Annotated in this window: 17 protein-coding genes; 3 read left to right on the top strand and 14 right to left on the bottom strand. The window is 30.8% G+C overall.

What is annotated here, in order from left to right; all coding sequences use genetic code 11:
• Nucleotides 1–37: 37 nt before the first annotated feature.
• Entirely contained in the window at nt 38–481 is a 444-nt protein-coding gene (locus tag LNQ81_RS11290) for a hypothetical protein (protein ID WP_229946775.1), read from the bottom strand.
• Between the two features lie 813 nt (nt 482–1,294).
• Nucleotides 1,295–2,266: a biotin synthase BioB gene (bioB, locus tag LNQ81_RS11285; RefSeq protein ID WP_229946773.1), complete on the bottom strand. Its 972-nt coding sequence runs from the start codon at nt 2,264–2,266 to the stop codon at nt 1,295–1,297.
• A 410-nt stretch (nt 2,267–2,676) separates the two neighbouring features.
• On the opposite strand from bioB, the gene LNQ81_RS11280 reads away from it, so the two are divergent.
• Both LNQ81_RS11280 and LNQ81_RS11275 read left to right on the top strand, forming a co-directional pair.
• Nucleotides 2,677–4,758 (top strand): LTA synthase family protein, encoded by a 2,082-nt coding sequence (locus LNQ81_RS11280; RefSeq protein WP_229946772.1) that lies wholly within the window; start codon nt 2,677–2,679, stop codon nt 4,756–4,758.
• A gap of 372 nt (nt 4,759–5,130) precedes the next feature.
• Nucleotides 5,131–5,703: a Crp/Fnr family transcriptional regulator gene (locus LNQ81_RS11275; RefSeq protein WP_229946771.1), complete on the top strand. Its 573-nt coding sequence runs from the start codon at nt 5,131–5,133 to the stop codon at nt 5,701–5,703.
• A 45-nt stretch (nt 5,704–5,748) separates the two neighbouring features.
• Here the strand turns inward: LNQ81_RS11275 and LNQ81_RS11270 are convergent, their stop codons facing one another.
• The 4 genes from LNQ81_RS11270 to LNQ81_RS11255 all read right to left on the bottom strand — a co-directional run bounded on the left by LNQ81_RS11270 (nt 5,749) and on the right by LNQ81_RS11255 (nt 9,515).
• Nucleotides 5,749–7,239 carry a PH domain-containing protein gene (locus LNQ81_RS11270; RefSeq protein ID WP_229946769.1) on the bottom strand — a complete coding sequence of 497 codons (1,491 nt, stop codon included), beginning with the start codon at nt 7,237–7,239 and terminating at the stop codon, nt 5,749–5,751.
• Nucleotides 7,226–7,798: a PH domain-containing protein gene (locus LNQ81_RS11265; protein ID WP_229946768.1), complete on the bottom strand. Its 573-nt coding sequence runs from the start codon at nt 7,796–7,798 to the stop codon at nt 7,226–7,228. The genes LNQ81_RS11270 and LNQ81_RS11265 overlap by 14 nt, the downstream gene beginning before the upstream one ends.
• A 368-nt stretch (nt 7,799–8,166) precedes the next feature.
• On the bottom strand, nt 8,167–8,889 hold the full coding sequence (locus tag LNQ81_RS11260) for a hypothetical protein (protein ID WP_229946766.1): 723 nt from the start codon (nt 8,887–8,889) through the stop codon (nt 8,167–8,169).
• A 101-nt stretch (nt 8,890–8,990) separates the two neighbouring features.
• Complete coding sequence (locus LNQ81_RS11255; RefSeq protein WP_229946764.1) at nt 8,991–9,515, bottom strand: hypothetical protein; 525 nt, start codon at nt 9,513–9,515, stop codon at nt 8,991–8,993.
• A 528-nt stretch (nt 9,516–10,043) separates the two neighbouring features.
• Here LNQ81_RS11255 and LNQ81_RS11250 point away from each other — a divergent pair.
• Nucleotides 10,044–11,837: a hypothetical protein gene (locus LNQ81_RS11250; RefSeq protein ID WP_229946763.1), complete on the top strand. Its 1,794-nt coding sequence runs from the start codon at nt 10,044–10,046 to the stop codon at nt 11,835–11,837.
• Between the two features lie 65 nt (nt 11,838–11,902).
• On the opposite strand, the gene LNQ81_RS11245 is transcribed toward LNQ81_RS11250, so the two are convergent.
• From LNQ81_RS11245 to LNQ81_RS11210, 8 genes are all read right to left on the bottom strand, one after another.
• Nucleotides 11,903–12,334: a carboxymuconolactone decarboxylase family protein gene (locus LNQ81_RS11245; RefSeq protein WP_229946762.1), complete on the bottom strand. Its 432-nt coding sequence runs from the start codon at nt 12,332–12,334 to the stop codon at nt 11,903–11,905.
• Nucleotides 12,335–12,402: 68 nt separating this feature from the next.
• Nucleotides 12,403–12,990: a Crp/Fnr family transcriptional regulator gene (locus tag LNQ81_RS11240; RefSeq protein ID WP_229946760.1), complete on the bottom strand. Its 588-nt coding sequence runs from the start codon at nt 12,988–12,990 to the stop codon at nt 12,403–12,405.
• Between the two features lie 26 nt (nt 12,991–13,016).
• The gene (locus LNQ81_RS11235) at nt 13,017–13,964 is read right to left on the bottom strand and encodes an alpha/beta hydrolase (protein ID WP_229946758.1); all 948 of its coding nucleotides are present in this window, start codon (nt 13,962–13,964) and stop codon (nt 13,017–13,019) included.
• A gap of 67 nt (nt 13,965–14,031) precedes the next feature.
• A complete protein-coding gene (locus LNQ81_RS11230) occupies nt 14,032–14,601 on the bottom strand; it encodes a Crp/Fnr family transcriptional regulator (protein WP_229946757.1) in 570 nt (189 codons plus the stop codon).
• A gap of 197 nt (nt 14,602–14,798) precedes the next feature.
• Entirely contained in the window at nt 14,799–15,314 is a 516-nt protein-coding gene (locus LNQ81_RS11225; protein ID WP_229946755.1) for a hypothetical protein, read from the bottom strand.
• A gap of 427 nt (nt 15,315–15,741) precedes the next feature.
• On the bottom strand, nt 15,742–16,356 hold the full coding sequence (locus tag LNQ81_RS11220; protein WP_229946753.1) for an alpha-ketoglutarate-dependent dioxygenase AlkB family protein: 615 nt from the start codon (nt 16,354–16,356) through the stop codon (nt 15,742–15,744).
• A 279-nt stretch (nt 16,357–16,635) separates the two neighbouring features.
• Entirely contained in the window at nt 16,636–19,335 is a 2,700-nt protein-coding gene (locus LNQ81_RS11215; protein WP_229946752.1) for a hypothetical protein, read from the bottom strand.
• A gap of 51 nt (nt 19,336–19,386) precedes the next feature.
• Nucleotides 19,387–21,897: a hypothetical protein gene (locus LNQ81_RS11210; RefSeq protein ID WP_229946750.1), complete on the bottom strand. Its 2,511-nt coding sequence runs from the start codon at nt 21,895–21,897 to the stop codon at nt 19,387–19,389.
• Between the last annotated feature and the right edge of the window lie 2 nt (nt 21,898–21,899).

Here is a 21,899-nt window from a genome sequence, read left to right as displayed (position 1 = left end):
GCTTTTTTTTGTAGTTAGTAATGTGAAGTTGTTCAAGTTATTTTGAAAAACTCACTAATTCAATTCTTGAGATTTCCTTACAACTAACAGGGCTCACAGTAGCGTCAGCTCTATTAAGTTCTTCAATTCGGTAACTCAAGACAATCCCTGTGGCACTGTCGCTAAAGCTTATCACATCTCCATTAAGTTCCCATTGACCTTTAGATTTCTCTAAATTGTACTTGTCAACAGCATTGTACACTCCGCCTTTCATAATATCAATCTCTACGGCTGATTTCTGATAAGCCTCTTTATGATTTCGATCAATACCTGCTTGAAAATCATAGTGAGCTACAATCCACTTTTTTTCAATGTTAATACTACTTACTGTTACTGGAGTTTCTTTCATTAAGTTATAACTCTCATCGGCACTACAACCAACAAATAAAGAACTTAAACTTAATACCAAAACTCCAACTAAAACTTGCGCACATCGTCTCATAATGCAAAAATTAAAAAAAATTAATGAAAATCTTTTTTAATCCGTACCTACTTCCTCTCCCTAAGAAGTATTAATACATCAACTGCCTTGTATTTCCCCATCTCGACGTTTATAGCAAAAAGGAATTTGCTATAAGTAATAAACACAATTAAGTTTACATAATAAAAAACAGACTAAAAAAGAACGTTTTAAATATTAGGTAACACCGACATTGTTACCTTTCTCTTATTTACTGGTACAAATGTATGATGGTCCTTTTCACTCGAATATGACAATAATCATAAAAACTACGCACTTTTGGTTATAAATTAATGAAATACGCATAAAAATATCACAATATTTTAAACAACTTCACCTAATTAGCAAATCACATATTGAGATTCAGATAACAATACTTCATTTTATTAACAATACCTGGAAATGAAAAATAATCTTTTAATTTTTAGTTACGACTAAGAACAAAAAAGGCAGCAAAAAATATCTTAAATTCTTGTTGCCTTTTTTACATTTCATAAAATAAGTTAAACTTTACTTTTTTATATCCTATAAACTATAATTATCCGTTTATTTCTATCTATTTCAAACCAAACACCTCTATCCCATCATTAGTTCGTCTAATTCAGAGTAAGATTCCAATAAATACAATAATCTTTATTATCATAAAAAAATCAGCAAGCCAATAAACACTATAACTTCTACTCTACAAATAAAAACACACCATTTAATTCGTGCTACAAAATATAAGCCATCCATCCTGTGTTGAAAGAATACAAAAATATCTATCTATTTTATATCATGCATCCACAGATTATGTCACATTAATCTGTTTTTGACTTTCATTGGGTTTAGCCCTAGGGTATTCAGTAATAATTGATCGGCTGATAAACTAGGATTAGGAGTAACAAGCAAGGTTTCATTATCTCCTGAGAACATTGAGTTAGCTCCAGCCATAAAACACATTGCTTGTTCATATTCAGTCATTTCAATACGACCAGCACTTAATCGCACCATTGTCTCAGGCATCAGAATACGTGCAGTAGCAATCATTCTAATCATATCCCATGTATCTACTCTAGGCATATCTTCCATAGGCGTCCCTTTCACTCGAACCAGTGCATTAATGGGTACTGACTCTGGGTGTTTCTCCATTGTAGCAAGAGTACACAACATTGAGATCCTATCTTCGCTCTTCTCCCCTAATCCAATGATACCACCCGAACAAACAGTAATACCAGCCTTTCTTACGTTATCAATAGTATTCATACGATTAGAAAAACTACGTGTCGATATGATCTTATCATAGTGATTCTCAGAAGTATCTAAATTATGGTTATAGGCATAAAGACCCGCTTGTTGTAATCTACTTGCCTGTTCTTCTGTCAACATCCCCAAAGTACAGCATACCTCTAATCCTATTTCATTCACTCCCTTTACCATATCAATTACTTTATCGAAATCTCTGTTGTCACGGACTTCTCTCCAAGCAGCCGCCATACAAAAGCGAGAAGAACCACTCTCTTTAGCTTTCTGCGCAGTCTCTAAAACAGTATTTAAAGATAACAACTTTTGTACTTTTATATCCGTGTGATATCGAGCTGCCTGACCACAATAAGAGCAGTCCTCTACGCAACCACCTGTCTTAATAGATAAAAGAGTACTTACTTGTACTTCATTAGGATTATGGTATTTACGATGTACACTTGCTGCTTTATAAATTAATTCTAATAAAGGTGTGTTATATATCACTTGTATCTCCTGTTTTGTCCAATCGTGTCTAATGTTCATGTTGTTTATTTACTTTTTGATTTTGTCAAAACTATAAGGAAAGAGTTAATCATCACTAGTCCACTTTCATATTCTAACCTCATCCACTAACCAAACTCTAAACTTATAAAAATCACAAACGAAATTAAGATTCTTTAAAAATAACGTATCATTTAACGGAAAAACACAACAACACACTAAATAACTAAAATTCAATACATTAATACTAAAAATTGGAAGATAAAAAAGATTAACAACTCAACAAACTCTTGTATTCTTTAATCTTATTTAAACCGAATACAATATACAAAACCATATTCTTACATTTATATTTATTTTAATAAACTAAACACAATAAATTCATACTTTTAAAGTTTTAAATTCAAACAATAACATTTTTATTGAGAAATTAAATAATTCAAAAACAAGAAATGTCAACAAACTCATCATTTTTTACTCCTTATAAGTACTTAATATCCTTTTATCTTGTACTTAATATCTTACTAAGAATAGTGTTAATCAACCATCCTATTACTTCTTCACTATTCGGGTTCAAAGAAGTATTTATTATTTTTTCAATAGGATTACTTAGAGATATTGTCATATTCAGCTTAGCTTATCTATTGTTCTGGATATACTTCATATTCATATCTAATGATAAATATAATAAACCGTATGGTTACATCTTATTTATAGCGTTAAGCGGACTCTGGATATGGGTAACTTTTGGGAATACTATTTTTAATGAGTATGGCGGTGTACTTCCTGAAATAGCTATTACATTTTTATCTATTAAAACAGCACTATTTGGACTGTGTTTATTTTTACCTAAGAAAAGACAACTAATACGAAAGTTTAATTATGCATTTGTTATATTCCTTTTCACTCTGATTTTACTTCAAAATACAATAAGCGAATACTTCTTTTGGAATGAGTTTGGCGTTAGATACAACTTTATTGCAGTAGATTATCTAGTATATACTAACGAAGTTATAGGTAACATAATAGAATCATATCCCGTAATACCTTTATTTATTGGTATACTCATCACAACGTTAATAATCACATACTTTATTTACAAGAAAACAGTACATGCAGTAGTGAATATTGTTCCTCTAAGACGCAAAATAATCTATACTGTAGCTTATCTATTTATAGTTGGTTTTTCGCTTGCTTTTGCAAATAAAATCATGGCACCTATAAATAAAAACAACTTGTTTAGTGAAGAACTAGAAAGCAATGGAGTGTATAAGTTCTACCAAGCATTTAATAATAGTGTAATAGACTACTTCAAGTTTTACAAAACCTTACCAAACCAAGAGGTCGTTGAAAATATAAAACAGTTTTACCCTAGCTATAAGGGAGAGGATTCTCTATTAAGAAGTATCCAAACAGATTCTACACCTAATAAAAAGAATGTAGTATTAATATCTATAGAGAGCTTAAGTGCAGACTATATGTCCTTTTTTGGAAATGAAAAAGAACTTACTCCATTCTTAGATAGCTTAGCCAACAAGAGTTTATTCTTTCCAAACACTTTTGCCACAGGAAACAGAACAGTTAGAGGCTTAGAAGCAATCACAATGTGTATTCCTCCTTCTCCAGGTGAAAGTGTGGTAAAACGTCAAGACAATAAGAATAAATTCACAACAGGATCTGTATTTGCTAAAAATGGATATACAGTAAAATACTTGTATGGAGGGGATGCGTATTTTGACAATATGAAAAACTTTTTTGAAGGAAATAACTATAACATTGTAGATAAAGCGAATTTTACGTCAGAACAAATAACCTTCGAAAATATATGGGGTGTAGCTGATGGTGACATGGCAAACAAAGCAATTGAGGTTATGAATGAAGAATATGCTTCAGGACAACCTTTTTTTAACCATATCATGACTGTTAGTAATCACAGACCATTTACATTTCCAGAAGGAGTCATCAATACCTCTGACTTAGATGATGGAAGAGATAAGGGAGTGAGGTATACAGATTATGCAATCAAACAGTTCTTTAAACTTGCAAAACGACAACCTTGGTATAACAATACTATATTTGTCATTCTATCAGATCACTGTGCTTCTAGTGCTGGCAAAACAGAATTGCCACTAGATAAATACAGAATCCCAGCAATGATATTTACTCCCTCTGGATTAGAGCCTATACAGTTTGAAAAAATGATTTCACAAATAGATGTCATGCCTACATTATTAAGTATTTTAAACATAAACTATGACTCTAAATTCTTTGGTACTAATGTACTTGATCCCAATTATATCCCTAGAGCTTTTATCGCTACCTATCAAGACCTTGGCTATATAAGAGATAATACACTTACTATTCTAAGTCCTAATCAGAAAGTAAAACAATATACGTTTGAAAATAACACGGTGTCTAAATTAGTCAATCCTCTTACTGAAACATCCAAACCAAATAATAAATATATAAACGAGGCAATATCTTTTTATCAATTCACAGCAAAACAACTAAGAGATAAAAAATATAATAGGTAAAACAATTAATTGATAAAAAAAACGGGAAAGCATCACTTACTTGCTTTCCCGTTTTGATTAAAAAACATTTATCACTTAATAATAGAATAAAAAACAGTGTTTTATATACTATTATACTTAAAAAAAACGGGAGAGTACCACTTACCTTACCATCCCGTTTTTGATTTAAAAACACTTATCACTTGTAATATAATTGAAAAAAACTTATCAAATTTAATTAAAGAAAACACCAGCACAGCATTCTTCTTAATCTTTGTATAAAACTTCTTAAATCTTTTAGATTAATAAGTATTAATACTTAATTTTGATACTGCAAAAATCATTATTATTGTATTACTCACATAGGACATTTGTCCTTAAGGCTATAAAAAAATGTTAAGAATAAATATTGACTTTTTATCATATATCGAATCGTTAGCACAAACTGATGTGTTTAATGATAAAATTATACTACAACCTTATAAACCAAAAGAAATACTATTACATCAGGGAGATCCTGTTACCAAAGTGATAGTTATTAAAGATGGCATAACAAAGTGTTTTATAACAGAAGAAAATGGCAAGGAATATATCCCTGAGTTTTTAAGTACTGGAGAAATTATGGGGGAAATAGAATTTATTGGAAAAAAAAACTGTTTATGCTCTGTAGAAGCTATAACGCCATTAAATGCTTACATTATTCCTCTATCTGTTTTTGAACACTTGCTTAAGACAGACATAACCTTTAATAATACTTTGTTGGAAGTAGAAACATTACGTGTATACCATACAAGTCAAAGGGCTTCTTTCCAACAACTTTATACGGTAGAACACGCCTTAGAAAAGCTACTAGAACTTCAAGAAAAAGAACAAATACATATATCCAAAGAAGATATGGCTTCTTACTTAGGTATAACTACCCGTACATTAAATAGGGCATTAAAAAAGGTACAAGAAGAAAAATAATTAATTACAGCATAAGAAAACATAATTCTTCTATGCTGTAATTCTTTACATCCAATTCAAAGAGGTTGATTCTACTTGATAAAGCCATTTATCCCTAAGTTTGACTAATTCGTTATAGTTTGTTGTACTAAACTTCATTCTTCCTCCTGCTGTGTAAATAACTAGGCTACCTATATCTGATGATTGTTGCCACCACAATTGAGATAAAACGACTTTCTGTATCTTATGAGGCTGGATGTAACTATAAGAAATATCCCAAATCCCCTTGCGAATTACAATGAATGAATCACTCACATACAATCTTCCTACTCGATATAGCCTCAGAAGTGCTAATCCAACTACGAGACTGTAAACAAAAATAATACTGACAAAAGTAGATACTGTAAACTCCTGGATAAACAATAAACTAAAAACAGCGACTGGAATCCCTATAAATACAAATATTCTAAAACCTAAGTATCTATAGTTATATCTTAAAATAGTAGAATACTCGATCTCCCCTTTCTTCATCAAGATACTAAACAATTCGTTCTTCTCTGAAACAGAACATCCTGGTATCTGTAGTCCTGAGCGTCTATTATCAGTATCCTCTCCAGATACTTGACTAATTTTTAAGATACATATATCTAATAGGCTTTGCAAATAATTCTGTACTATTTCTATCTTCTGCACTCTATTAGGACGAATAATAGTGTTACGAGTGGACAATAATCCATGTGATAACAACAAAGTTCCCTTAGATAAAACTACCTTGAAGTCCCAGAACTTAAGAAATGTTCTACTCACATTAACAATAAGTACTATAATTACCATCAGAATTATTACATAGAATATCACAACAGCTGGTATACCTCTATTAACATAAGTATTTACCTCATCTGTATTCACATACTCCTGTATAGCAAACTTATTGATCAATGTGTCATAGAGCATATTAAAAAATAGTAATATAGCCCCTAATGTATATAAGTAATTCGCAGTCATCCCAACCTTAAACAAGGTCAACACACTAATTCGTCTAATAAAGGATTCTTCTTGAACACTATTATTTTCTATTGCACAATTACTGTTTGTAGAATTCAACAAGATATATTTCAAAGCATTTGCATCAACTAAGGACATAGAAGGGATGGTAGCTTCTTTATCTTTACTTCCTGCAGAGTCTATTTCCACAGAATAGACATTAATCATTCTATTTATAAAACTCTGATTCAGATTCACTTGTTGTATTTTGTCTAACTGAATCGTAACTTTAGATTTATTAACGATTCCCTTTTGAATAATAAATGAATTAGTCTCCTTATCTATATAAAATAAAAAGTTTCTATAGCTTAAGTAAGCTATTCCTAGACTTATTACACCTCCAAAGATCATGAGTCCCCATATACTAACAGGAAGTTCCATGCGCTTATTAACAAAGAATACTATTAATAAGGGAACAAATGCTCTAACAATCTTCTGTAAAGCATTTAAAAAGTTTGCTATAATTCCAATAGTTGCTTGCCTTGTAGGTCGATAAAAATTACTTTGTCTCATTTATCTCCTCTATTATCTGTTCACCTACATTAGCATGTATCGATTTACTAATCTTCTGTACAACATAAGCTTTTAGTCGATCTCCTTCTTCCTTAGATATGCCAGATATCTTCAAATCCCCTAAAGCACCACCTGCGGTAAAAAACTCAACTGTACACAGATTAAATACTCTTAGTAAAGCACTCTCATAAACAACAACATGCTGAACCCTATTAAAGGGAATGATAGTCTGAGTTCTGGTGATAATCCCAGACTTATATACAATATCATGTTCTCTAAGGGCATAGCCTTTCATTCCCACGCCTTTTAACGTAGTACTACACATAAGTATAGATATAATAATACCTAATATGCCTATCAACAAAAGCAATTTACTACTTAATAAAATTACCTTTAAGTACTGAAGTACATAAGGTGAAAAAGATAGCAACAGTAGACAAAAAGTAACAACTGACAACCTTATACTTACTACAGTTTTATACTTAGAGTCTAAGCTATTAAACTTTACCTCCTCTACTAATGGTAGTTTATTTATGTCAATTGGATGATTTTCAAACATAATTTATTTTTATTATATACTATTCTTAATACTACTGATACTCTCACAGATAAGAAAATTTTAATCTAAAGTAAAGATATTACATAAAAACAACTGTGTTACAACGAGCCTTCTAAAATAACATATCTTTATAGTCTAATTTGATACTATTCACATGCCTTTATTATTGATTTATTTCTTTATATGAGCTTAGGTACACATCCCTTACCTAGTGCTTTAATTTAGCCTATCAGTTACTTCACTAAGAAAAGTAGCCTGAAGCCCAACAAAAATCCACCCTTACTACACGAGTAAATCATTATATCAAAAAATCCCTTAAGAACACTGTGGTTCCCAAGGGATTTTTGTACATCATAAAAAGCTTTTTCTTACTTCACAGCTTGATTAATAATTCCAATATAGTATGGTTTCTCTTTGTTATCCTTAGAACCTATCAAGATGATAGAATAATATTGAGAAGGATTAAAAATTACTTTATCTCTGGTAACTAATACTTTTCCTTCTTTATCTTTTATCGAGATCATATATGTTTTAGATTCCACTGTAGAAAACTCTTGAGTTTTAATTGCTGTTTTCTCATCATCTTGCACTCGAGCTTCGAATTCTTTCACTAAGATTTTGTCATCAAACTCAACAGTTGCCGTAACATCATCTGAACTCAAATTAAAAAAGCGAACCCCTGATTGTTTTGTCCCATTCAAAGGATTTATCTTCTTAATTTGATCTTCAGTAATAAAGTGAATTACTTTCTTAGAGCTTCCTCCTATAAATGAAGTATAAAACTTTTGACTCTCAATCTTCTGTATGTTTGAAGTTAATCGTTTATTAGAAATACTTCCCAGTACATCTATATTACGTATACCTTGCCATAGATTAACATATCCTACACTTTGATAAAACAATGGATAATAAGGATTCTGTACAGGACGCCCATCTGCCACATATAATACAGCAGCATCACTCTCGTATGCATTCACCATAGTAAAACCGCCAACTAAATTACTTAAATCATCATAGTTATCGTCAGTACTACAACTAAACAACAATACACTCAAGAATGCAGTTGATAAAAGGCTAAAAATTTTCTTCATAATAAATCTTTTAATATTGGTTAAAATATATTCGTTTGCTTTTCTAATAATCAATAATCATGCAATTTATCGATAGAGTAAATTAAAAAATTCTAATCTTATTATTCACTAAGCTTCCTATTTGTATACAGTAATAAAGATTCTACGTAATCACTATCAAAGTCAATTTTATAAACCTTAGAAATCTTAAACTCTTCTATTTCTTCAAACCATTCACCAGAGGCAGATAATTCTTCAAACGCAAAATAATCATTATCTTCACTATCAACATACTTACCAACGTAAACACAATCCTCTTCTTTAAATTCTAATCCGAAAGCCCCATACTTATTACCTATTTCGATCAAAGTTTCGAAAATATTACTTTTAAGCACAATTGGGATAGTATGGAAATCAATATGTTTAGCTTTAAGCACCTCTTCAATAAAAACAATATTTTCTCCACGTTCTATAGTCGATATTTTATCTATTGGTATCAGCTCGTATCCATCTACTACATAATCAACTGAGTTACATTTAGTCAATACCCATTTCTCATTACAAGCTAATACAATCCCATGTATTAATTCTTTTTTTCTACCTTTTAAACGAATGCCCACTAATTTATTCAAATAATCATTTATCATAGTACAAGAGGTATTAATGAATTAAGTTATTTTTTTATATCACAATAGATCACCAAAAGCCTTAGTTAGTGCTTATATATGTTACAAAATCAATTAAATTTAAAAATAATTCAACAATTATTTTAATATTATACTAAAATAATTACTCAACTATTTAAGATTGCAAATAATACATTATAAATCAGTATGATATAAATAAACTAAACTTTCCCTATTGTAAAAAATCAACTATAAGGTGCTAAGAAATATACATATAATGATAGATTCAACACCTTTATCTCTTAAATCAATGTTAGCTAAATACCACAAAACGATTCTACTCCCACTTCTTTTAATAGCTATATAATCTTACTAGTATACCCTAAGATCGCTAATTCAGATGTACTTTGTATACTTACTTTTCATTTATCTAATCTATAGTCAATTTTGAGTTTAACACAATCATAATCAACTACATGATAAATATCAGCTTCTATATGAGTTTTTTTAATGAATTTCCTCAGCTTTAAGAATAATTAAAAACACCAAATGAAACTAAAACCAATACATTCATTTCATATTCCTGTAATGGGTTTAGCATACACTATAGATAGCCCTATACGTGTGGCTCAATATGGAATTTCTTCTACTATTTCTGTAATGGATGATGAACTAATAGAACGCATGAATCGCTTTTATTGTGAGAAATTTGAATTGCCTTACACTGAAATTACTAAAAAAATTGAAGACTTTAGAGCAAAAAGAATTACTGCATATCTAAATACAATAGACTCTATTGTCAAGGAAAAGTTTAATAAATTAAAAACAAATCTATTAGAAAGTAGAAAAGAATTAGAGGATTACAAAGAGAGTTTACCTAATCTATCTGAAATCAGAAAGGGAATACAAAGACATATTGATGAAAAACTATCAATAGAAAACCTAAAGAACATCATTGACAATTACATTCATCCAGGAGAAATAGATGTAAATATCATGACAAAAGTAGACCGTGAAAACTTCAATAAAAAAGAGGCTTTACCTATCGAATTTAATGATGCACATGCTGCCTTACGTGGATTTGCAAATAGTAGTTTAAGTTCTTCTGTTGTCCTTTCTGCAGGAATGAATCCTCGCCTGTTTAGTTACTTCGAGAACTTTGACGCTTTCTTTCCTCATCCAGAACATGGACTACAAAAGAGGATTATACTTAAAGTAAGTGATTTTAGATCAGCATTAATCCAAGGTAACTTCTTAGCTAAGAAAGGACTTTGGGTATCTGAATATCGCATAGAATCAGGGTTAAACTGTGGAGGACATGCTTTTGCTACCGATGGATACCTATTAGGAGTAATATTAGACGAGTTTAAAACTAGAAGACAGGAGTTAATAAATTCTACTTTTGATTTAATGTGCAAATCACTAAGTCAAAAAGGAAAATACGTTCCCAATACTCATCCAGAGCTAAAAGTAACTGCTCAAGGAGGAGTAGGAACCTCTGTTGAACACCAATTTTTATTAGATCATTATCAACTTGATTCTGTTGGATGGGGCTCTCCATTCTTACTTGTTCCTGAAGCAACCTCTGTAGACTCAGAAACACGTCAACTTCTAATAAATGCAAAAGAAGAAGACTTATATCTAAGTAACATTTCTCCTTTGGGGATTCCTTTTAATAGTATAAAAGGTACATCTAATGAAGCCATACGCTCTGCTAGAATCATAAAAGATAAAGCTGGTAGTTCTTGTCCTAGAAAGTACTTAGCCCTTAACAAGACCCATGATAATGAAGGACTATGTACTGCATCGCGAAAGTTTCAAACGATAGAACTACAAAAACTTGCTCTTGAAAAAGAGAATATGACAACAGAAGAGTACAAAGTAAAATTCAATACATTAACTGAAAAATCATGTCTGTGCATTGGCTTAGCAAATGCCTCATTTTTAGACCTTAAACTCCCTATAAAAGGTGAATCACAAGGAGTTGTAATTTGTCCTGGTCCTAATATTGCTTATTTCACTAAAGAAGTTTCATTACAACAAATGATTAAACATATCTATGGAAATGACAATGTTATAGAGACAAACTTACGCCCTCATTTTTTTATAAAAGAGCTAAGAATGTACATTGATCATTTTAAGAGTGAAGTAATCGCTCTATCTACTGATTATACTGCTGTTAAAGCAAAGCAGATTACAAAAATAAAAGAGAATATCTTAAATGGTATTAACTATTATAAAGATTTATTCCTTAATGATAACCAATACTTTAAAAACGAAAAAGACATTGCTTTAGCAGAATTGAATACAATAGAAGTAGATCTTACTACTAACTATAAATAAAAGATTTACCAACTAAATAAAACAAATAGAAAAAGGGACTGTTTTTATAAACAATCCCTTTTTTATTACTTTGCTTTAAGATGAGTAGCTACTCCTATCCTATTCCAAGCATTTATTGTGACCATACACATTATTAATTGAGCTAAATAAACTTCGTCAAACAGCTGAATTGCTTTGCTATATAACTCATCACTAATCCCTCCAAGATGAACAAAAACAAGTGCTTCTGTCATATCTAGAATTACTCGCTCTTCTTCACTAAATAACTCTGTTTCTTTCCATGCAGCCAATACCAAAAGTCTTCTACTAGATTCCCCTAGCTTTAACGCATCTTGTGTATGTATATCTAAACAATATCCACAACCATTTAACTGAGAAGTCCTTATTTTTATAAGTTCTTTATGTATAGGTGTTAATTTTGACTCACTAAGATATTTTTCTAACATAAACATTCCATCATAAGCCTTTGGATCTGTTTTATAAATTGCTTTTCTCATTGTTTTTGTTTTATCATTTTAACAACAACAAATCTATAGCTATAACACTCCAAAAAACTTAAACCTGTTTAAGAAAACTTTTTCTTCTTAATTTCACTTAAATACTCTGGGCTAAAACCTAAATAAGATGCCATTAAATACTGAGGTATGCGCTGTACAAATTCAGGGTAAGATTCTTCGAAATGAAAATATAACTCTTCTCTACTAAATTCATATAAATACTTGAGTCTATATTGAGCTGCTGCATACGCTCGCTGAAATACACATCTAAAATACTTCTCCATTATAGGGGATTCCTCTAACAATAAAACAAACTGTCTCGTTGTTATCATTAAGATATCTGTGGCCTCAATTGCTTGAATAGAAAAGCTACTTATAGTTCCTTCTTCAAATGCTTTATTATCCGTAATCCACCAATTCTCTATTGCAAAGTCTATTGTTTGTTCCCCCCCATTAGTCTTTACATAATAACTTCTAAGACATCCTCGTAAAACAAAGAACATCTTATCACATAGCATACCCGACTCCTGAATGCATTCTTTTTTCTTAACTGTAAGTTGTTCAAAATATGAAACAATAATCTCTACCTCAGTAGTTGGTAGTTTTCCTAGGAATTTTTCTAAGTGTTTTTTGAAGTGTTTTTTGAAGTTATCCATATAATATATTAAAACACTAAAGATACTTACAAGGAATGTAATTTCTTAAAATACTCTACTTTATACTTTGTAAAATCATCAGTTAATCTACATTCAAAAAAATCAAATGTATGTACTGCCCCTTGCACTTGCTTTACTTTCACATTCCCATTATTTGCTATTATAGCCTTTATATATTCTTTTGCCTCATCAATTAAAGGATCATATTCTGCTAACACAAAAACCATTGGTGGTAATCCTTTATAATTACACATTTTATTAGGAACTGCGTATTCCATCCATTTAGTACTATTTCCAGATAAGTAATACTTCCACATATAACGAGCACTTTTCTTAGATTGCATAGGTGCGTTTGCATAAACTTGCATAGAAGAGGTATTTAATTCATCACATGTAGGTGGATATAAGAAAAAACCACTGGTTATAGGAATATTATCATGATCTCTATTTAAGTGAAGTAATGATAGTGCTATAGTTCCTCCAGCGCTACTACCCATTACACTAATATTATTTCTATTCCCACCAAAAGCTTCTGCATTTTCATATATATACTGTAATGCATTTACACTATCCTCTAATGCTGCAGGAAAAGGATATTTGGGAGCTAATCTATAATCTACCGATACAATGATAACATTAGTCTCTTGTACTAATGGATACATCTGAAAGTCATATTGATCACCAGAACCGAAAATAAAAGCGCCGCCATGAAAGAATAAAATCATAGGAAGATTATTGACTATTTGCTTAGGCTTGTATATTCTCAAAGAGATTAAGCTCTTCTTATCTGTGCTCTGAATCTCTTTATTAAACACTTGAATTGCATCAGGCGTTTCTAATGCCCCTTCCTGTTTCATTAAGTTATTTTCTTCTATGCGTATTTGTTCAGGACTAGTCTCTAGGAGTAACTCATAAGGAATTTTAGTCCAAGCACTAGATTGCAATACTTTTAGTAGTTGCTTATCAATGTTCATATTTATAGTTACTTTGATTAAAGCCACAAAGTTGTATACTTTTGTTTATAACAAACAGGACATAGGTCTATAAAACAACTTCCTTGCGTATTCTACTAAGGTGTCTTGGGCTTATGTTTAAAAAAGAAGCTAAATAAATACCAGGTATATGTTGGATATACTCTGGATGATGATGTAATAATTTTAAGTATCTCTCTTTAGCTTGCAAACGTTGAATATCAAAAAGTTTTTCTTCAAGTTCAATAAACTGCTCTTCTAACAACTTTTTAAAAAAAATAGTCCATACAATACTATCCTTACATAACATGTCGACATCCTTCTTATAGAGTATATACAACTCTGTTTTGCCAATAGATTGAATATTTTCTTTAGAAGATTGCCCTGAGATAAATGAAGTCATTGCAGTCATCATACTCCCATCAAAAGTGATACAGTAAGTACGTTCTTCACCATTCTCCAATAAAAAATAAGAACGTAAAATCCCATGCTTTATCCATACTATTTTATCAGCAATTTCTCCCTGTTTAATTAACATGTCTTTATTTTCTAAAGTCTTTTGATGTATTAACGAGCACAAAGACTGCCATAAATCATGATTGATCACATTAGATAGTGTACTAAACGACTTCCTTGTCATATTTATTCTTTTATAACTACAGTTCTAAAGGTAAGATTTATACATGGAGTATTTACCATCTTAGTTATAGAATCTGTGTAATCAAATCTATTGCTGAGTTGGTTTTATCACTACAAGACCACCATGGTTTAAGATAATATCTATCTTTACTCCACATTTAAAAAAAACGCCTAAGAAAACTCTTAGACGTTTTAAGTTTATTTTACAGCTTTTAACACATACTGAATAAAGCGAGTTTCTTTAGGTAAATTACTACTTATAGCTTCCTCTTCTGTATATTCGTTATTCTTTACAAAAAGAACCATCTTATCTTTAGTCATCTCTCTAATTTCGAAAAAAGCTGGAACTAATTGATCTCCATCATTTACAATTATTGTAACTAATTCTTTATCTTTTAATGAATAAGGTACTGTCTTTTTATATTCATCACATGTATTTAGATCTGGATCTTTATGATACATTAAGTCTATCCTTGATTCTAGATTAAATTCCCAAATATTATTCTTACATTCATATTGTCCAGCTGAAAGATAATCTTTAAGTACTTTTTTATCTTTATCTAAAGTCTGTATGGTTGTAAACTCCCACTTTTTCTGAATATCTTTTTTCAAGTCAATAGAAGGTTCTATAACAGGTTTATTATCATCACTAGAGCATGCAACACCTAAAGCTCCTACTAATAATACAACAAGGAATAATGATTTTTTTTTCATAATAAATATTTTTTTGATTAGTTCTAACAAAACTATAAATGTATCTCCGTTTAGTGTCATACTGGTAATTTATAGGTTAAAGGAACTGATCATGTAAACAAGTAACTAGTTAATATACAGTAATTGTAAAAATTGGTATTATCTAGTTTAATGGGATAATTACAACATTACACCCTCTTATTACATCAAACGGACATACATTAAACTATACTAGCTAACTATCAATAAAATATAACTATCAAACTATTTATCTCTTTCTTGTTAAGAAATGAAATATTTACACTAAAAAATATATGCACTAATATATATAGTCTATAAAATTATCTTATTTCTATAAACTCAAAAAAACACCTATAAAACATGAATCTATTTAGCGACAGTTTCTTCACTGAACTGATTAGCATTCTGTTATTTTCCAATATCTTATTTACTCTTTTATTTCAATTGTTCTAAATGTAAGATTAATACGAGGTGTATGCACCAATTTAGTTGGAGCAAGTCTATGCAGCCAATTCTCTTGTGTATTTCCTTTCATAACTAAAAGACTACCATGGTCTAAGACTACATCAATTTTCACCCCATTTTCTTTATGCTTAAAAGCAAACTTTCGTACTGCTCCAAAGCTTACAGAGGCAATCGCTCCATGCTTTTTTAGATCTTTCTCTGCATCACTGTGCCAAGTCATTCCCTCTTGTCCAGAGTGATATAAATTAAGTAAACAAGAATTATAAGTTTCTCCTGTCTTTTCTTCAACAAACTTCTTTAAAGCTAACAAATCCTCTGTCCAAGCTAGGGCAGTTTTGGTAATATTTGAATATGTATAATTAAAAGCTATATCCCCATACCAAGCTACTTTACGTTTTGTTATTACTTTTTTGCCAAATATAACAGCTTGATCATTTTGCCATTCTATATCAGACATAAGTTGTGTGTAGTAAAAATCACTCTGTTGTTTATTTAAAACAATACCATAATAATCCACTTCTCCATCATAAGGAAGAATAGTAGTAAATGCTTGACTATAATCACTAAACAAATCCATAACACTATATTTAAGAATACAAGTTTAATTATTACCCCTTTTAAAATAAAGTATTTAATGCGATAAATTAAAGCAATATTGATACAATAAAACAGTCAAACTTAAATACATTACTACTGAATATTTTGAGCCTGTTAATTGGATTTTAATAGCTAAGTGAGTTATCTACTCACGCAAAACTATAGGCTTACCCAAACATAATAGGTATAAAAAAAGCGCCTATGGCATAGACCATAGGCGCTTTTTAAATTATTTTTTAAATTAATATTTTGCCCTAAGTTATTCAACTTTGTTTTCTTGAACATAATCAATTGCCCAGTGAACTAAGTTTAATAAGAACCAAGAGTTATAAACTTCACCTCCTGTAAAGTTTGTTGTTAAAGGTTTTCCTAAATAAGATCCTGTAGGATAATTATTATTTCCTCCTGATGTTACCCTATTATATCCTCCCATAAAGTTCGAACTATTTACTCCTACAAAACCTAAATCTCTATGAACAAAAGCAAAAACATTATTATTCCCAGAACTCACTCCATTACCTTGAGCAATTATTTCATATTGATAAGGTAAGCTATTTATAAAAAATTCACTTCCTGTTGTTTGCCCACCAAGTAACTTACCACTAAGTGACAAACTTCCATAAGCTTGTCCAAAATATTTATTACTCTCTCCTAAAATCAATCTATTCTTTGTACTTAGACTTGAAACAATTCTATTTGCTAGATTATGCTGTGTTCCAGAAATATTACTAGAGGATCCAGATCCTGTACCTAAACTATTCATAAAATCAGTCATGTGATTAGCTATTCCCTCTCCATATACTAACGCTCCTTTTTTATTCACAACAAAGTCTCTTAACATGGTCATTTGAGCTGGTTGTTTTACAATATTACCTCCTGCACTTCTAGCACCAATAAACACCATATCTGCTTGAGAAATATTAGTACTAAATGTTCCAGCCATCCCACTATTACTCATGTGGTTATCTGTATTCTGAGTATCATTATCATTTCTCAGTAACAAAATTTTAAGATCAGCAATCCTTACTATACCATTCCAACCAAAATTATCCTTATTTCTCACTAAATAAGGGCCTCCACCCCATACTCCAGTAAGTCCTCCAGGGTGCCAACCTTCATTACCAATTGAATACATCGTCATTTGACGATACACAAAATCAACATTTACATTCAACCCAGTGTTTAATCCAAAATTAGAAAGATTATACCTTTGTGTTGGCATATCTGATCCAGATTTTCCTTTTGGATATAATGTGATTGTCTGTGTTCCTACATTAGAGATAGAACCTTTTGCAGTAAAAGTAATTCCATTAATTTCCTGTGTAGTAAAATCATATTCACCTACCTCTAAAACATTTGTAGTTAATAATAATCTGAAGTTATTTCTATTTCCTTTATTATCAATATCTGTACGTGGTGTAAAGAAAGAAACACTTGAATACTTTAAGTTACCTTCAAATCTTAAATTGGTATTTCTAGAAAAATCAAACTTAGCTTCTCCTTTTACATTAACTGGATAAGTACATAGAGATTTTTCAACTATATTATAGTTTGGATATGTATCTCCATACTCAGCTGGTCCTTGACTTTCTAATTGAATATCTAAATTAGTCACCCCACTTTTTAATGGAATTCCAGATTTATAATTCAATTTAACATATCTAACTTGTCCTGTAGTACCTGTATCAAAACTAAAATCTTCTATATCTGAAGCAAAAACTATTGTAGTTCCTTGATTAGAAGTTCTTGCTACAACTCTTGCCTTTCCTGGTGCTAATACACGAATAGCTACCAATAAATTATGATTAACTGTAAATGGTTTATTTACTTCCCAATCACCTTTAACTTGAAAAGGATAGATATTATTGTTACAAATAAATTCTAACTTAACATTCTCTACTTTGACATCTTTATTAACTACAACTTCACGTTCTCCTTGACTATAATCAACATAAGAATTAGATCTAAACTGCATTGGTGTCACCATAGGAACATAAGCAGTACCTTTGGCTACTAACTTAATTGTAGTTGTTCTATTTTTTACATCAGTAGGTGTTAGTACATATGATCCACTAAATAGCATACCATTGTCAGATATGCTACTGATTTCTATTCTTCCTGGCATAGTAATATTGGTAACTACAGCCTCTAGAATATCATTACGCCCTTCTATACTTGCACCTTTATATACCTTGTTGGTAAGGTTTTGATTAATAGTAAAATCATATTTTAAAGCCTTACTCTCTACAAAATTATATGCGATACAACTAGATTCTTTTCCATTTAAAACAAATCTAATATTATCTCCTTTTTCTATCTGTTCTCCAGATGTATTGCGCAGATACCCTTTAATAGGTGTACCGCTACCACGTAAGGTTACATTATAGATACCAGCTGTAGGGAAACTTCCATTTGTTGTAAAAGAATAACCATTCTTAGTATTTCCATTATAAGCTTCTGCTTCTATCTGATAGGTACCTGAAACAGACACACTTACTTGTAAATTAATAATATTTGCTCTTGGATTTAAAAAAACCCCTTCTGCATAATTTCCAGAAATAGTAATATTGTTACAATTAGCATTAGAAATTTCAAGTTCAGCAGGAGCCTTTTCATCTCCACATAAACTTAGCCACAATTGGTGACTTGCACTATAAAACTCAATACAATCAATAGTTGTATTATAAACCATTAAACCTGGTTTTATATCAGCAATAGATATTGCTGATCTTTCTTCAGTTGACATACGAGGCAATAAAAAACCTCTTTCAACAGAACTTAAATCTAGAATACTAAACGTTAAAGGATTGTGAACCGTACTTAGTACTGTACCATCCGATACTTGAGTCCCTTTAGTAGTATTGGTACTTTGAGCTTGTACTACCACTGAAAACAGTAGAAAGAATGCAAACTTCAAAAAATACTTAAGACTCTTTTTATATGAATCATTTATAATCATAAACTTTATTTTATAAAACCAGATTAGAATATCTCCTAATCTGGTTTTTAATTATCTTATTGGTTTATGTTGTTTAACATAATCTATTGCCCAAGCCATAAGGTTAGCATATAGTACACTATTATAAACTTCTGTTCCTTGCCAATATGGTTTAGCAATAGGAGTACCATCGGCTAAATATCTTGAAGGCCATACATTAGTACTTGTATTATTAGTTGTTCCAACTGGCCAACCTCCATCTCCAAAATAAGCAAACCCTAAAGTTTTATGCTTCAATCCCCAAACTTCACTAGAACTACCTTCTTTTGAAATTAAAGGTGTTAATTGGTTATTGCTATTTACACCTTCATAATACCAACCATTACTTGCATCATTCCCGATAAGTTTACCACTTAAATTCCCGAAAGGTCCTTTGATAATTGATTCATTATTTGCAGAACTCAAAACAGGATTCACCATAGTATATCTACCATTTGCAGCCCCCACACTTTGACCTGTTAACATTTCAATGAATTGTTTTGTTGATGTATGGGCTGTATTCTCATCACTAATAATTAAAACACCCTTATCTTTTTCAACAAAATCCTTAAATACATTTAATGTTGCATTATTTGCGTTATACCCAATTACATTATGTATAATATCTACTTTATTACTATTTAGGTAAGTACGTAGAGATTCTCCTTGAAGACCTGTGTTTAAAATTCTAATATTGTTAACTTTCACTATACCATTTGATCCAAAATTCTTAGTACTCTTTAGTATAGCACTTCCAGCATAAGCATTCCCTGAAGGACTCGCTCCATAATTCACATTACCTAGGGTTAAGATAACTATTTCACGTTCTCTAACACTTACAGTTGCAGAACAAACATTACTTCCAACAGAACTATCTGTTGTAATTGTATAATTAATGAATCCACCTGTGTGATACTTTCCTTGAGCAAATAACTTAATAGTCTGTTGTCCGTTACCACTAAAAGTTCCATTGGCTACAAATTTGACTCCATTTACTTCATTGGTTGATATATTATATACACCTGGATAATCAACATTTACAGTCATTTCAATATAATTATCTCCTGTTAAATCTATTTCAGTATGATAATTACCATTAACTCTAACAGAATTACAAAGAACACTATAACGAATCTTCTGTACATCTACTTCAATCTTCGGGAAACCAGTAGCACACCAATTTACAGTATTTGGAGAAATTCCATTAAACTCTATTGATGTAACACCTTTATCTATTGTGATATCTCCTTCGGGATAAAGAGTAATATATTGTATATTATCTCGACTCGCGTTAAATGTTAAAGTGACATTTTTAGCCACATATCTTATGTCTCTAGAAAAATTATCTCCTATTAACTTCCCTTTTAATGCTATCTCAGATACAACACCTGGTGCGTTCACCTTAATAGGTAATAATATTGCGTTATTATTAGTTAACTTAGTATCTTCTTTATATTCACCTCTAAATTCCACAGGGTACGAAGGATCATTACAAACCATTTCAAAACTAACTGGCAATACATAAACGCTTAATTTAATAGTAGGGTTATCACCCTTAGTTGAATTGGTTCTAAATGTAAATACATTAGGTTTGCCTACCTCTGTCTCTTTAATTGGGACTCCTTGTCCTACTAATTCTATTTCTTGATCTCCAGTGGTAATAAATTGTCCTGAACCACTAAAAGACATACCGTTTATAGAAGATGGACTACTTGACATTTGCCAATATCCAGTATTAACTACATTTACTTTTACTTTTACAGTATTTCTAGATGCTGTTAATGGAACACCTATATATGCCTTCCAACTTGCTTCTATATTCTGATCAAGAATTGAGAATTCTATAGCAGAAGACAACACCTTTATTCTAAAATTATTACATAATCCAGATTTCACACCATTAATAGTAAAAGATACTAAATCTCCTATATCCTCATTACTACTTAAGGGTGTACCTAGCCCTTCTAGTGCTAAAGTATAAATACCCGCAGAATTAAAAGTACCCGACCTTGAGAATGAGTAACCATTATCAGTATTTGCACTAATATTATACGTTCCAGACTCTCTTACCTGTACTGTAATGTATAGAATATCTGTATCTCTCAAATACTCACCTTGCTTAAGGGTATTACTTCCATGTAAAGAACTTAAGTAAATATTCTCACAGTTAGTAACATTAACAATAGCTGGTGGTAATGTACCACATAAACTCAACCATCTACTACTTACTTTACTCCAATAATTAATACAATCTGTATCAATATTATAAATAGACAGCCCATTGCCTCTTTCTTTATCAGCTATACTAATAGCATCACGTTGAGCATTTGTCAACCTTGGTAACAAGAATCCTTTATTAGAACTTTCCAATTCTAAAATTGATGTACTAGATGCTGTAACTTCACTGTTAGCTACCGTTCCATCTTTTATCTTAGTCATATTCATATTTCCTTGTCCTAAGGATGTAGCTATGTTGAAAAACATAGCTACAATCAATAGAACAATTGAATGAATTGATACTTTATTTAAACCTTTATTATTCATCA

Source organism: Myroides oncorhynchi, from assembly GCF_020905415.1.
GTDB lineage: Bacteria > Bacteroidota > Bacteroidia > Flavobacteriales > Flavobacteriaceae > Flavobacterium > Flavobacterium oncorhynchi_A.
Note: the sequence above shows the minus strand (reverse complement) of the source record. Positions and strands in the feature narration are given on the sequence as shown.

Excerpts from the sequence above, each read along its gene's own strand:
- LNQ81_RS11290 (WP_229946775.1), bottom strand. The coding sequence starts at position 481 with ATGAGACGATGTGCGCAAGTTTTAGTTGGAGTTTTGGTATTAAGTTTA.
- bioB (WP_229946773.1), bottom strand. The coding sequence starts at position 2,266 with ATGAACATTAGACACGATTGGACAAAACAGGAGATACAAGTGATATAT.
- LNQ81_RS11280 (WP_229946772.1), top strand. The coding sequence starts at position 2,677 with ATGTCAACAAACTCATCATTTTTTACTCCTTATAAGTACTTAATATCC.
- LNQ81_RS11275 (WP_229946771.1), top strand. The coding sequence starts at position 5,131 with ATGTTAAGAATAAATATTGACTTTTTATCATATATCGAATCGTTAGCA.
- LNQ81_RS11270 (WP_229946769.1), bottom strand. The coding sequence starts at position 7,239 with ATGAGACAAAGTAATTTTTATCGACCTACAAGGCAAGCAACTATTGGA.
- LNQ81_RS11265 (WP_229946768.1), bottom strand. The coding sequence starts at position 7,798 with ATGTTTGAAAATCATCCAATTGACATAAATAAACTACCATTAGTAGAG.
- LNQ81_RS11260 (WP_229946766.1), bottom strand. The coding sequence starts at position 8,889 with ATGAAGAAAATTTTTAGCCTTTTATCAACTGCATTCTTGAGTGTATTG.
- LNQ81_RS11255 (WP_229946764.1), bottom strand. The coding sequence starts at position 9,515 with ATGATAAATGATTATTTGAATAAATTAGTGGGCATTCGTTTAAAAGGT.
- LNQ81_RS11250 (WP_229946763.1), top strand. The coding sequence starts at position 10,044 with ATGAAACTAAAACCAATACATTCATTTCATATTCCTGTAATGGGTTTA.
- LNQ81_RS11245 (WP_229946762.1), bottom strand. The coding sequence starts at position 12,334 with ATGAGAAAAGCAATTTATAAAACAGATCCAAAGGCTTATGATGGAATG.
- LNQ81_RS11240 (WP_229946760.1), bottom strand. The coding sequence starts at position 12,990 with ATGGATAACTTCAAAAAACACTTCAAAAAACACTTAGAAAAATTCCTA.
- LNQ81_RS11235 (WP_229946758.1), bottom strand. The coding sequence starts at position 13,964 with ATGAACATTGATAAGCAACTACTAAAAGTATTGCAATCTAGTGCTTGG.
- LNQ81_RS11230 (WP_229946757.1), bottom strand. The coding sequence starts at position 14,601 with ATGACAAGGAAGTCGTTTAGTACACTATCTAATGTGATCAATCATGAT.
- LNQ81_RS11225 (WP_229946755.1), bottom strand. The coding sequence starts at position 15,314 with ATGAAAAAAAAATCATTATTCCTTGTTGTATTATTAGTAGGAGCTTTA.
- LNQ81_RS11220 (WP_229946753.1), bottom strand. The coding sequence starts at position 16,356 with ATGGATTTGTTTAGTGATTATAGTCAAGCATTTACTACTATTCTTCCT.
- LNQ81_RS11215 (WP_229946752.1), bottom strand. The coding sequence starts at position 19,335 with ATGATTATAAATGATTCATATAAAAAGAGTCTTAAGTATTTTTTGAAG.
- LNQ81_RS11210 (WP_229946750.1), bottom strand. The coding sequence starts at position 21,897 with ATGAATAATAAAGGTTTAAATAAAGTATCAATTCATTCAATTGTTCTA.